The sequence below is a fragment of the Shewanella kaireitica genome (genome assembly GCF_023284045.1).
In the GTDB taxonomy this organism is placed as follows: Bacteria; Pseudomonadota; Gammaproteobacteria; order Enterobacterales; family Shewanellaceae; genus Shewanella; species Shewanella kaireitica.
Map to the genome: position 1 here is coordinate 374,622 of NZ_JAKIKQ010000002.1, position 12,539 is coordinate 387,160.

General features: G+C 44.8%; 10 protein-coding genes. 5 read left to right on the plus strand and 5 right to left on the minus strand.

The genetic code is table 11. The features are described from left to right. The first annotated feature begins 96 nt into the window (after positions 1-96). The 3 genes from L2730_RS04195 to zapE all read left to right on the plus strand — a co-directional run bounded on the left by L2730_RS04195 (position 97) and on the right by zapE (position 4,321). Entirely contained in the window at positions 97-1,521 is a 1,425-nt protein-coding gene (locus L2730_RS04195; RefSeq protein ID WP_248973444.1) for a M16 family metallopeptidase, read from the plus strand. Next, positions 1,521-3,056, plus strand: coding sequence for a M16 family metallopeptidase (locus tag L2730_RS04200; protein WP_248973445.1), 1,536 nt, complete (start codon positions 1,521-1,523; stop codon positions 3,054-3,056). The genes L2730_RS04195 and L2730_RS04200 overlap by 1 nt, the downstream gene beginning before the upstream one ends. 77 nt (positions 3,057-3,133) lie before the next feature. Beyond that, the gene (gene zapE / locus L2730_RS04205; RefSeq protein WP_248973446.1) at positions 3,134-4,321 is read left to right on the plus strand and encodes a cell division protein ZapE; all 1,188 of its coding nucleotides are present in this window, start codon (positions 3,134-3,136) and stop codon (positions 4,319-4,321) included. Between the two features lie 27 nt (positions 4,322-4,348). Here the strand turns inward: zapE and L2730_RS04210 are convergent, their stop codons facing one another. The 5 genes from L2730_RS04210 to glnE form a co-directional block, all read right to left on the minus strand. After that, positions 4,349-4,735 (minus strand): DUF3224 domain-containing protein, encoded by a 387-nt coding sequence (locus tag L2730_RS04210; RefSeq protein WP_248973447.1) that lies wholly within the window; start codon positions 4,733-4,735, stop codon positions 4,349-4,351. Positions 4,736-4,821: 86 nt separating this feature from the next. Continuing rightward, positions 4,822-5,289 carry a nuclear transport factor 2 family protein gene (locus tag L2730_RS04215; RefSeq protein WP_248973596.1) on the minus strand — a complete coding sequence of 156 codons (468 nt, stop codon included), beginning with the start codon at positions 5,287-5,289 and terminating at the stop codon, positions 4,822-4,824. 777 nt (positions 5,290-6,066) lie between these two features. Further along, complete coding sequence (locus L2730_RS04220) at positions 6,067-6,447, minus strand: hypothetical protein (RefSeq protein WP_248973448.1); 381 nt, start codon at positions 6,445-6,447, stop codon at positions 6,067-6,069. Between the two features lie 123 nt (positions 6,448-6,570). After that, positions 6,571-7,227, minus strand: coding sequence for a DUF4347 domain-containing protein (locus L2730_RS04225; RefSeq protein WP_248973449.1), 657 nt, complete (start codon positions 7,225-7,227; stop codon positions 6,571-6,573). Between the two features lie 220 nt (positions 7,228-7,447). Beyond that, positions 7,448-10,297 (minus strand): bifunctional [glutamate--ammonia ligase]-adenylyl-L-tyrosine phosphorylase/[glutamate--ammonia-ligase] adenylyltransferase, encoded by a 2,850-nt coding sequence (glnE, locus tag L2730_RS04230; protein WP_248973450.1) that lies wholly within the window; start codon positions 10,295-10,297, stop codon positions 7,448-7,450. Positions 10,298-10,629: 332 nt separating this feature from the next. Here glnE and L2730_RS04235 point away from each other — a divergent pair, with 332 nt between their 5' ends. Further along, positions 10,630-11,589 (plus strand): hypothetical protein, encoded by a 960-nt coding sequence (locus L2730_RS04235; protein WP_220736524.1) that lies wholly within the window; start codon positions 10,630-10,632, stop codon positions 11,587-11,589. A 13-nt stretch (positions 11,590-11,602) separates the two neighbouring features. Continuing rightward, the gene (locus tag L2730_RS04240) at positions 11,603-12,502 is read left to right on the plus strand and encodes a DUF350 domain-containing protein (protein ID WP_248973451.1); all 900 of its coding nucleotides are present in this window, start codon (positions 11,603-11,605) and stop codon (positions 12,500-12,502) included. The last annotated feature ends 37 nt before the right edge of the window (positions 12,503-12,539 follow it).

Below are 12,539 nucleotides of genomic sequence, written 5' to 3' on the forward strand. Positions count from 1 at the left end.
ATAAGCAATACAGAAACAATTAAGTCGTTCTATTACGTTGCAAAAGGATGAAGCACATTGAGAACATCGGCAAACAGCTATTTTTTCAGCAGGCTAATGTGTATTGTAAGTATTAGCTGCAGCAGTGCTTATGCTGCAGAGGTTCAACAGCCGAGCAGCGGTAATGCCAGTTGCGATCTGAGCGCCCAAGCGGCGCCTTTGTATCAAGCTGAGCAGCGGATCCAATATCGCCGGTTAAGCAATGGCTTACAAGTGAGAACTTTGGCTGTCGACGGCTCATCTTCTGTATCTATTGCTAGCCAGTTTGATGTGGGTTCTAGAGATGAAGTTAAGGGGCAGACGGGCTATGCCCACCTGTTTGAACATATGCTGTTTAAAGGCAGCAAAAATGCTCCCGGCGACAGCTATACCCAGACCATGAGCGAGCTGAGCGGCCAATTCAACGCCAGTACCTTTTTCGACTTCACCAACTATTACCTCACAATTCCAGCTCCGGCATTGGAACTCAGTTTGTGGTTAGAGGCAGATCGCTTCCGCTACCCAGCCCTCACTGCAACTACTGTAAAAAATCAGCAAGCTGCAGTGCTTGAAGAGATGGCCACCAGCATCGATAACCAACCTTATGTGCGCAAAGCAATGGAGTTCTTGTTATCTCAAGTTGAAGGTACGCCCTACGGCCATGCGGTGATAGGATCGGTGGCAGATGTAAAAGCCGCGACGCCTGCATCGCTGAATGCGTTTCATCAGCGTTTTTATCGGCCAGATGCCATGCAATTGAGTTTGGTTGGCAATATTCCTAAGCAGACCGATACCTGGATAGACAATAGCTTTGCCAGCTGGGAACAGCCGAGTGATAAACGTCAGCCGTTGGCAGATCTCAATATTAATGCCAAGGCTGTACATGGCGAAATTATTGATGATCGCGGCCCCTGGCCTGCTGTATTACTGGCTTGGCATACCGCTGGCGCTAGCTCCAAAGATGCACCTGCACTCGCACTGCTAGAGGCTTATCTGTTTCAAAATAAAAGTAGCCTCATTGAGCGCACTAGTCTTAAAGATCCTGACCAGCTACTGACTTACTCTATTCCGCTACAAATGCAGCATCATGGAGTCACTAATCTGGTGCTGGTGCCTCGAGCACGCACCTCGCTTGATACATTAACTTACAATGTAGAGCAGCTTATCGCATCGGTAACGACGAAGCCGATTGCCGCACAGCAACTTTGCCAGCTAAAACAGATTTGGCTCGATAAACGCTTAGCAAGATTAGATAACCCATCTCTAATGGCTCGTGCCTTATCAGCGACTCAGCTACGTGACAGCGCTGCGCCATTAACTGGTGAGTGGCAAAGAATAAGTACGGTCACTGCTGCCGATCTACAACGGGTTAGTGAGCGCTATTTTAGTCACAAACGAGTACGGTTGGATCTACTGCCACCGTGGCATATACGTGCAGCGAAGACAATTCTTGAGTGGCTGCCAAAGGGCGCTGCAGATAGCCTTGAAGAGAGTGTAATGTGATGAGACATTGGATAAAGCAGCGGATGAGAGTGACAAGTATCGCATTGATCGGCTATTTAGGTCTGTACCTATTAGGTTGCCAACAAACTCACATAAAGTTTACTGATAGCGCATCGACTACTTTGCCGCAGTTTAACAAAATCCAAGCAGCGCCTGCGGTTAATGCGATGCACTTTGAACTTAAACATAGCGTTGAACAGCAAAACTATGTTGATGGCAGCAAATTATTTGTATTCTCTGACCCACAATCAGGCCTTGATAAGCTAACTCTTGTGGCATACAGCAAACAGCCTTTTGCTAATATGGATGTTTTACTCGCAGCGTTTGAACAGAAGCGTCGCTGGCTTAGTGCAAAACAAAGTCTAAACTGCGCCGATAGCATCCGTTTTCGTCCCTCCTTGCACAGTATCGCCATCAGTATAAGCTGTCATCAACTGCCTGCTGAAGCCGCCACGCTATTAAGTGATTTTTGGCAAGCAGATAGCTTTAATGAGATTGATATCAACAACGTAAAACGTCAGCTAAAACTTGCTAAACATATCAACGCCTTTAGCGGTGCAGAGATAGATACTGTTTGGGCAAAAACCATTTTGGGCGAAACCCATACCTACAACCAAGCGCTCAATGACAGCGAGCTTGCTGACACCTTAACGCTTGCAAGCCTCAACGCAGTTAAAGATAAAATACTCTCGCAATCATCTTGGGCTGTATTGAGCAATCAAGCTCTACTTTCCGGCGAAACTGGCGAAAAAAGCTTACCCAATATACTTTTATCTGATGCTGTAGCATTATCGGTAGCAGTCAATGCAGCAACAGATAACAGTGATGACCGCCCAACAAATCAGCCCGATATCGCGCTCGGGAATGAACAGAAAAACCTCTATATTATCGACGCGCCAGGTAGCGTACAGACACAAATAAGAGTCGGTTATCCGCTAGCTAGAAACTCGAGCACCACAACAAGCAATCAAAAAACAGTCATGTTAGATAACAGCGCTGACGCACAAGACTGCCAGCTATTAGCCAGCTGGCTAGGTCGCAGCTTTAGCGGCCGACTGTATTACGATTTGCGAGAGGTGCGTGGCCTAACTTATGGCATCTATGGCCGCTGCTATGACAATCCGCTTTCACGCACGATTAAGTTTTATGGCAGCACTCAGTTACAGCATAGCGGTGCCTTTATTGATGGGGTACTGAAACATCTTACACTCGCGGCCGACAGCCCTGCCAGCCAAGCTGAACTAAAAGCAATAAAGACCTATAACAGCAGTAAGCTGCTGCTTCGTCAAGACAACCCAATGGCACTAGAGGTCGATACTATTCGCCAGTTAACCTCAGGTTATTCTCCAGCATACCAACAGATGTTTGCCGATAAAATTGATTCCTTGAATGCTGACGAGTTGCAAGCTATCGCCAATAATGTGTTCAGTCGTACACCCTATGTCGTGATCCGCGGCGATCTAGATAGAATACGTCAGGATCTACAGCAGAAATTACCGGGTTGGCAGATTATTGAAGTGTCAGCCAATGACTAGGGACTGATTCATTCTAATTACTTATTAAATTTGCTTGTTATAATGCGCGCCATTGTGAGTAAGAAAACAAATTATCGATGACATCTTCTAGTGCACCATTGCAACTATCCACTGCAGACATTACGCAGCAAAAATCAGGCCCATTGGCGCGCTATCAGCAGCATCTAAGCCAACCTGACTTTGTTGATGATAAAAGCCAATATCAAACGCTAGAAGCTTTAGATAGTTTGCAGCAAGCACTCACATCCACTCACGCTAATAAGCCGCCTTATAAAGCGATTAACGGCTTATATTTGTGGGGAGATGTTGGCCGTGGCAAGACCTTTCTGATGGATCTATTTTATGACAGCGTTGAGGGGATCCCTCGGTTAAGACTGCACTTTCATCGCTTTATGGCACGTATTCACCAAGCGTTAATTGCGGAGTCAGGCCATAGAGATCCACTACAACGCATTGCTAAAAACATTGCAGCTGAGTGCCGCATACTCTGTTTTGATGAGTTCTTTGTTTCAGATATTGGCGATGCAATGCTGCTTGGTAAACTTTTTGAAGCATTGTTTAGTGAAGGGATAACCTTAGTCGCTACCTCCAATATTCCCATCGATGAGCTATATAAGAACGGCCTGCAAAGGCAGCGTTTTCTAGCCACCATTGCGCTGTTAAACCAACATACGCAGCAGCTACACCTTAGCGGTGAAGTTGACCACCGTCTACATGATACAGCTTACAAACAACGTTATTTTGTTAACGACATTGAACAGCAACAAGAGGATTTTGCTGAGTGCTTTGACTCAATGTCGAACTCTTCAGCGCCCATTTCAACAGCGCTAATTGTACATGGGCGGGTGATTGAGACTGTCAAATACAACGAGCAGATAGCCTGGTTTAACTTTGATGCACTTTGTGATGGCCCGCGCTCCCAATTAGATTATATCGACATCGCCAGCCGCTTTAAGGTGGTGATCTTGTCAGCTGTGCCAGTACTAGGCGGTGAGCCGAGAAGCTGGATCCGTGCCCGTGGCACCGAAGATGGCGCTGTAGCCATAGAAACCGGCGATAGACAGCTGTCCTATGCGGTTAATGATGATCCAGCCAGACGCTTCATCAGCTTGGTTGATGAGTTATACGATCAAGGTGTCACTCTGTATATCCAAGCCGATGTGCCTATGGAGGTACTATATACTGGCGGCGCGTTAAGCTTTGAGTTTAGGCGAACCTTAAGTCGGCTCACCCAGATGCAGTCAAAAGCCTATTCAAGCGATTAAGCACTCGCACCTTAATATGCAGTCGTGTTATTTCTGCTGATTAATCTCGTATTCAAAGTGATAACGATGTACACCAGATTCAATCTTTATCATCATCGAGCCAGAGATCCCGGCCAGATCTGCAGTACCAGAATCTGGCACCACCAGCACAGATAAGCTGTCCGCACCTCTGTCCATCACACCCGTATGGTGAAAAGAGACTTCGCCTTGTCGCCCGTCAATAGCGCCAACAAAAGTTTCAATGGCGACGTATGCAGCTGAGCCTACAGTCGCAGTGCGCTTACTCAACATCTGTCCTTCACTCGAGCCAGCAATATCACCAGAAAACAACTTAGTAAATGACATTCTACCCGCTTCAATGGCATCGTCTTCAGTCGGGCTTAGCTCTATAGAAAACTCTCCAGTCGCAATCATCGCTATCTCCAATATTCAATTTAGGGGCTGTTCTGCAGTGAAAATGCTTGTACGAATACATTATTTTGAATAAAGCATTTTGCTACTTACTCATGATATTTGCGGATCATTGCCACTTTGCCATCTTCAATTTCTAACACCTCCATCATAGTTGAAGTGTAACTAACTGGCTGATTACTCTGTGGGTGGATCCCTTTGGCACTGTGAGTGTAACGAATCGCAACAGCTGTATCGTTAAAGGTAAAAAGATTGAGTAGTTCTGCGCTATATTCTGTATGAGCACCTAGATAAAAAGTCATCCCTTTACGCATACTTTTCTTGCCATCGGGGTGACGGCTGTCATCGATTTCATAGGGAATATGCTGATGACCGACATCGTCGCTAAGTAACGCTAAATAATTCTCCAACTCTTTTTCCGTCGCGCCGGGTGCTTGAGACGCAACCATCACCTCAAAATAACGCTGGGCAATTTGTTGCATCGTCGCTTTATCATCTTCAGCTTGAACACCATTAATGCTTAATAAACCTAATGCTGTAATCAATACTGCAATCATCAAACGCTTCAAAATAAACTCCCTTTACTTGCAACTAGCTCCCCTGCAATCAAATCAACAAGAGGTTCGACATTAAAAGAGCTACCATAACACCAGTTTGATTTACCTTTCAATTATTTAGAAAGTGACGATATTATACCAATTGCATTAAAAGTTTGACCATTCAGCGGGAATTCAAAACGCTGTAGGCAAGTAGTGGAATTTGAGCTAATAGTTATTCTATATCCAAATCCCATAGCGAAGCATACAGCGTTTTGAAACCCGCACTACGTGAGCCCCTCAGTCTTTCCACTTCTGCTTTGCATTGGCTTAAAAGGGAACAACCATTTCTTTACCAATGCGCTTTGAATTGAAAAGGCTGAGGGGCTCTGAATTGGTCAAATACTTAATGTAATTGGTATTAAAGCTTATGACTTTATTGAATGGTGACAATAAAAACTCTTAGGAGGTTTCGCGATTAGAGATTAGAGATTAGAGATTAAGGTTTACTGCACTTAATGAATATAAAGTCGGATTGCTTGCAGCACTGCTCATAAGGTGTAGCCGATTTGGCTTTAGCCTCAACAGCTTTACCAACGCTGTTCCACGCTTACTGCGCCAACTCTCTTGCAAAATAAGTACCTGAGTACAAACACGAGAAACCAGCAAAAGGATGATGAGGTGACAACACCCTGTAATCGTCAAGTTTACCCTCTTACTAAGCGATTTTTTCAGTTGATAACGAATTGAACTAATACAGCTTATTGAAAGAAGTGTCTTAAGTGAATGACTAAGCCATTAAATAAACATCGCGATCATGCCGCCAATTGTCGCAGCCGCTTTAACATATTGGCCTGCAGTGTAAGAGGAGTCTTCTTTCTCTTCGACTTTATCAGGGTGATCTAACCCTAAGGCACCAAAAGTAAAAGACTTTAAATCAGCCCCTTCATCACTTTCTGTGGTTGTAGTTGCACTTGCTTGTTGCTCTTGTGCAAGTTTGGATTTTGCTGCCTCAGAAAGAGTCACCGAAGACACAGCGCTCTCTGGTTTAGTCGTTGAAGTAGAGGGGATCTCTTTAGCTATAGCATCAGTATTAACTGCGGATAATCGACTTTTAACGTTTGCTAACGCTTCTAAGTTATTAGTCAAATTACTGTTGACCCCGTTAACGTATGTCATCAAATAGTCCTTTGCACAACACCAAGTTATGTTGATGTGCATAGTAGCAGCAATTTAATAAAATCCTAGTTAATGAAAAGTAAAACATGCTACAAAACGTATCAAGTTAAACCGCTGTTATAACTAGAAAAATCCTATAAAACTATTTGAAGCCAGATAATGATGTTCAGCCCCGCCGTGTGCGCTAACATCCAGCTGAGTAAGTCCGGTTAACAAGGTTATAAAGCCATCTCCTTTAGGGTTTACTATGTTATCTGAGGTCAACAGCATTAAGTTACTCCTTTGAGTAAAGTTCTCACCAAACTGGGCAACACTGTCTTTATGCTGCAGCAGATAGTGCTTATCAACCCAACGTCCTGCGATGTAGATCGCATCACTCGCAGCGGCTGCAACCATCACCACCCCAACATAGTTTTGCTGATCGCTGAGCGCTTGATTGATCTGTAAAAATGGCTCTTGGGTTGCATCAAGCACGAGTAGATCGACGTCACTTTGTAATCTCTGTAGTAAGCCTTCAAGATCTTGCACTTTATCATCGACAATAACCAGCACTGTAGAGCTTTCAATATTAAGTAGAGTCGCGGTCAAAGGTTGTTCTGTTGCGGTCACCTCGTTTACAAAGAGCAGGCAGCACAGCAGAAGTAACCATGAGATAGGGAACTGTCTTGGAAACTTTATCTGCCTCGGTGCCTGGTTTGATTCCGCTTCGCTAAATAACTCCAAATGAGTCAGGTTGTCGTTAAAGGTTGAATAAGTTGAATCTTGGTTAAGGCTGTTCATACCTTGCCCCTTTCACTATGCATTATCTGGTTTAATCGAGATAATGCATAGAATGAACCAACCTTTTAAACGATTGATTTTATTTGTCAAATGTAATTATCATTGAGTGGGGTTATGCTGTTTTTTTAATTTGCAGTGCAGTTTGCAATTAGCAACATCCACAAGAAAAAAGCTAAGCGGTTAAGCTTAGCTTTTTTTAATCCCACTTTTGACTCGATCGCTAGTGAAGGATCTGCTGATAGATATCAATGACCTTCTCAGCATGATGCTGCACGCTGGCATATGGTCGCGTTGTTTCAACTTGCTGCAGTGTTAATCTGTGGCTCTCATCGCGCAAGTAGCAATAAGCTTGGGTAAGCGCTTGAGCACTCGCGATTGGGATCAGTTCCAGCTCAGCTAATTGCTCAAAGATGCGCACATTGTCAGACCAAAAAGACAGTGCTGGATACTCGCAAGCGTGAGCCAGCACTAAATACTGCGCGATAAACTCAATGTCGGCAATGCCACCAGGGCTCTGTTTAAGATCAAACATTCCTTGTGGCACTTTGAGCAAATGTTGGCGCATTTTGAGGCGCATATCGCGCACCTCTTTTGCCAGTGTTGCATTATCACGGTTAGACTCTAAAACGTCTGAGCGCAGCTCATTGAAACGACTCGACAAACTATTATCGCCAAACATAAAGCGAGCACGCACTAGGGCTTGATGCTCCCACGTCCAGGCATCTGTGCGTTGATAATCACCAAAATTTTCAATTTCACTCACCAGTAAGCCTGAGGCACCAGAGGGGCGTAAACGCATATCGACCTCATACAACTCACCCGATATGGTACGAGTTGAAAAGAGATGCAATATTCGCTGTGCCAACTTTAAATAGAAGTGCCCGACATCAATCGCCCTATCACCGTCTGTCTGTCCACCTTGCTTAGCATTGTGCAGGAATACCAAGTCAAGGTCTGAACCATAGCCTAACTCTAAGCCACCAGCCTTACCGTAGCCAATAACCGCAAAGCCCATCTCATTGGCTTTTAGGTTGTCAGGCACACCATGGCGAGCAGAAATCTGCGCCCAAGCTTGTTGTACCACCTGCTCGATGATGGCTTCGGCCAAAAAGGTAAGGTGATCGCTCACCTGCATGACCGGCAATACTCCCGTCACATCGGCAGCTGCAATTTTCAGTTGCTGCGACAGCTTGAACTGTCGCAGTGCTTCCATCTGCTGCTCCATATCATCTTCTGGCACCCGAAGCAGGTATTGCCTAAGCTCACTACTGTAATCATCCAAGGATGTGGTGTCATATAGCTGGGCCGGATCAATCAATTCATCGAGCAGCATTGGAAATTTTGCTAACTGATGAGCAATCCATGGGCTGGCGCAGCATAAACTAACAAGCTGTTGGCGAGCCCCTGGGTTTTCACAAAGCAGTTCAAGGTAGGTTGTGCGAGTTAGAATTTGATCCAATACCTTTGATACAGGATCAAATGCCTTGGTTGGCTGAGAATGAGCAGACAGGTCACACAATAACCGTGGCATCAATTTATCGAGTGTTTCTCTACCACGAGGACCAATCGTTCTGCGTACGACGGTATCGTGCCAACGATTCAGCATTGGCCAAAGTTGTCGATCCACAGCTTGCTCTTCTAAAATCGCAAATGCTGTCTCTTCCTCTTGAGCATTCCAAAGTTGTTGTGACCAAGTTTCATTACTGTCTTCTTGATCGTTGCCACCCACCGTCTCTTTAAAATGACGATGTATACAGCGCATCGCAGCTTCGATCTGTTGCCTCAAATCCATCTCATTGTCTGCATCAAATGCCCAACATAACCGCTGCCAATCAAGTTCATTGGCAGGCAAGGTTTGAGTTTGTTCGTCGTTAATTGCTTGCAAAAGATTTTCTACTCGACGCAGCAACAAGTAACTTTGCTTCAGTTCATCAAGTGCTAAATACTCAATTTGCCCAAGGTTATACAAGGTTTCAATCGCCGCAAACAAACTCTGCTGCCGCAATGCTGGCTCGCGACCACCACGAATAAGCTGAAAACTCTGCACCACGAATTCAACCTCTCGAATGCCACCCGCTCCAAGCTTAATATTGTCATTGAGCTTTCTGCGGCGTACTTCTTGGGTAATCAGGCCTTTCATTTTTCGTAATGAATCAATGGCAGAAAAATCAAGATAACGGCGATAAACAAAGGGTCGAAGTAGATTGTGCAATTCATCAGAATCAGAGGTCCACGGGCCTAGAGCTCGCGCTTTGACCATGGCGTAACGCTCCCAGTCACGCCCCTGCTCTTGATAGTAGTCTTCAAGACCACTAAAACTGACAACCAGTGGGCCACTCTCGCCATACGGACGTAGCCTCATATCGACTCGATAAACAAAACCATCGACCGTGACTTGGTGCAACAAATTAACTAAACGCTGCCCCATGCGAATGAAAAACTGCTGGTTATCAAGTGAACGGCGTCCACCGACGGTTTCACCATGCTCTGGAAAAGTGAATACTAGATCGATGTCGGATGAAAAATTAAGTTCTCGTCCGCCGAGTTTACCCATGCCTAAAATCAGCAACTTTTGTGCAACCCCTTCAGCGCTAGTCGGCGTGCCAAGCGAATTACACATATCTTGATATAGCCAATCACGGCCAGCAATAACTAATGCCTCCGCGAGTGCAGATAGATCTAATAACGACTCCTCAAGCGGGGTGTAACCCATAAAGTCTCGCCATGCGATACATACCATTTGGCGGTTACGATACTGGCGCAATATCTTTTTGACCTGCTCTTCATCGCTTACTACAGCCAACAATTCGTGTAGTTCACTATCAAATAGATTTCTTTCAAGGTCATTGAGCTGCTGTGTGAAAAGGCTATCGATCCAGCTTGGATGTCTACACAGTTGAGTGGCAACAAAGTCACTCAGCGCCATCATGGTTTTAAGTTCTTGTTGTTGCTCTTTAGATAAGGAAACAAGCGCCTCTGGAGATATATCAACTAATCTTTGCCAGTAGTTTTCTACGTTAGCAGCCATTTGAGTGGAAACTTCTCTTTTACCCAGTAAAGCCGCGCGCATAATAATCCCTAACAATTTTGACTCTCGACATATTATGTCTCGAGTGCTATAAAAATGTGATTGAGTTTTTTAATTGATGTTGGCTGCATGAGTAAATTAACGCTTATATGCCTTTGAAACATCAATCATTGTATTTTTGTGCTCTAATACAGAATACTATACCCAAAGCATTAGTAATTGCAGTACAGCAAAGCTGTTTCTCTTGAGAATTCAATATTTCAGCACATGAAAGATCCAGCTCATGTACTAAAATAGCAAGCTAGGCAAAGAAAGTAGCCGCAAGAGACTGACAACCACTAATGCCTTACCTTAACTGAATTTTTGGAGAAAGCATGGCAGGAATGCTAATTCGTGTTCTCACCGTTATTTTGGCGTTTTCGCTCGCAGGATGCGGTGACGATAGACCAGAGCAAATAGCAAAGTACCAACAGCTGACTCAACAGCGATTGGACTCACTTAGCACCATGCTCAACGACGGCCAAGTGCGTAATGCAAATTTATTGCAGCAATATACCAGTGTCCTATCCCAGCAAAAACCCGATTTAGCACCGCTGCTAAACGAGTTGGCAACCGATGCGACCAATCGTGGCCCAATGTTTACCTCGTTGGTTAGACGGTCAACCGAGGCTCAGAATGCGGCTAATTTTGTCGATCTTGATCAGCAATTGGCCGAAGTAGAGAACCTCTATCAAGCAGCAGATCCTAGCCTATATAACGATATGCTCTCCGATCCTCTCAATGTTGTGGCTGATATGTCTGACGGTGCACTTGCCCGGGTCAACTCCATTAGCCGCGAAGCTGCCGCATTAGCTAATGGTTCTGAAGATTTTGGCGCAGGTAGCCAGCTGGTCGGTAACCCCTCTTACGGTAACTGGCAAACAGGCTCTAATGGCATGTCATTTTGGGCATGGTACGGCATGTATTCCATGTTCTCCAACCTGACTCGGGGTCCTATTGGTTATGACCGCTGGTCTAGCCGTCGTAACTATAGCTATTACAATGATGTTGGCCGATACCGTTATACATCGCCTAAACAAGCACGCGCACAAACTCAAACCTATGAGCGCACTAAAAAGCAGTACAGTTCTCAGGGCAAAAGATTTGATAGTCCTTATGCCAAGTCACGTACCGGCTCGACCAGTTTATCTAGACAAAGTACTAGTACACCAAAAGCAAGTTCAACAGGACGCACTGCGAGTAGTAAAAGCAAGTTCCGCTCTAACTATTCTAAAGACAGTAGCTTTCGTAATTCCAGCAGTCGTACTACTCGCGGTGTTCGCCGAGGCAAATAATTAAGGGACTCTAATGACATTTTTTCTAAACAACGGCATTACGCCAGATCTGCTGATTATTTTAGCGATTGATCTTACTATCGCAGTTTTACTACTGACCTTAATGCGTTATTTGCAAGGCTGGACGGTAAAGGTCAATAGCCGCCATGAACTTGCAGAGAATGATAACTTTGCCTTTGGGATCAGTACTGCAGGCGCTGTAGCTGCGCTAGGTATTGTACTTACTGGTGCGATTACAGGTGAGGCAGCAGAGTCATATTTGGTGGAAGCTATAGGCATGAGCGCTTACGGTTTATTTGGTTTATTCCTCATCAAACTTGGTCGTTTTTTACATGACAAAGTGGCACTCAATGAGATTGATAAGAATGCGCTCATCATTAAGGGCAATGTGTCTGTTGCTATTGTGGATGCAGCCGCCGCTATCGCAACCGCAATTATCATTCGCTCGGTATTGATGTGGGCAGAAGATCTCACCGTCTATACCTTTATCGCTATCTTTAGTGCCTTTGCTATCTCACAGTTGATGCTAGTGATCCTGACTCGTGTGCGTGCGAATCGTTACGCTAAGCGTAATCAAGGCGCATCAATGCAAGAAGCATTAGCTCAAGGACACACAGCATTAGCCATCAGACATGCTGGATATATGCTGGCAATGGCCTTTAGCTTCAATGCTGCAAGTCACTTTATTATTTTCAATCCAGAAGCCTACGTTGCTAACTTAATTGGTTGGTTGATATTCTCAGTCATTATGCTGCTTTCACTGTCGATTTTGATAAAAATAGTCAAAAAGTTAGTGCTCGCTAACATCAACCTGTTTGATGAAGTAGAGAAGCAACATAATGTCGGCGTCGCAGCGGTTGAAATGGCGATCAGTGTATCCATTGCACTTATTCTCGCCGCATTAATGGCCTAGTGTTCATCTAAAAATGGGAGCGACTTCGCTCCCATTT

Coding starts and splice junctions, on each gene's coding strand:
- L2730_RS04240 (WP_248973451.1), top strand. CDS start 11,603: ATGACATTTTTTCTAAACAACGGCATTACGCCAGATCTGCTGATTATT.
- L2730_RS04195 (WP_248973444.1), top strand. CDS start 97: ATGTGTATTGTAAGTATTAGCTGCAGCAGTGCTTATGCTGCAGAGGTT.
- L2730_RS04210 (WP_248973447.1), bottom strand. CDS start 4,735: ATGATTGCGACTGGAGAGTTTTCTATAGAGCTAAGCCCGACTGAAGAC.
- L2730_RS04225 (WP_248973449.1), bottom strand. CDS start 7,227: ATGAACAGCCTTAACCAAGATTCAACTTATTCAACCTTTAACGACAAC.
- L2730_RS04215 (WP_248973596.1), bottom strand. CDS start 5,289: ATGATTGCAGTATTGATTACAGCATTAGGTTTATTAAGCATTAATGGT.
- glnE (WP_248973450.1), bottom strand. CDS start 10,297: ATGCGCGCGGCTTTACTGGGTAAAAGAGAAGTTTCCACTCAAATGGCT.
- zapE (WP_248973446.1), top strand. CDS start 3,134: ATGACATCTTCTAGTGCACCATTGCAACTATCCACTGCAGACATTACG.
- L2730_RS04220 (WP_248973448.1), bottom strand. CDS start 6,447: ATGACATACGTTAACGGGGTCAACAGTAATTTGACTAATAACTTAGAA.
- L2730_RS04200 (WP_248973445.1), top strand. CDS start 1,521: ATGAGACATTGGATAAAGCAGCGGATGAGAGTGACAAGTATCGCATTG.
- L2730_RS04235 (WP_220736524.1), top strand. CDS start 10,630: ATGGCAGGAATGCTAATTCGTGTTCTCACCGTTATTTTGGCGTTTTCG.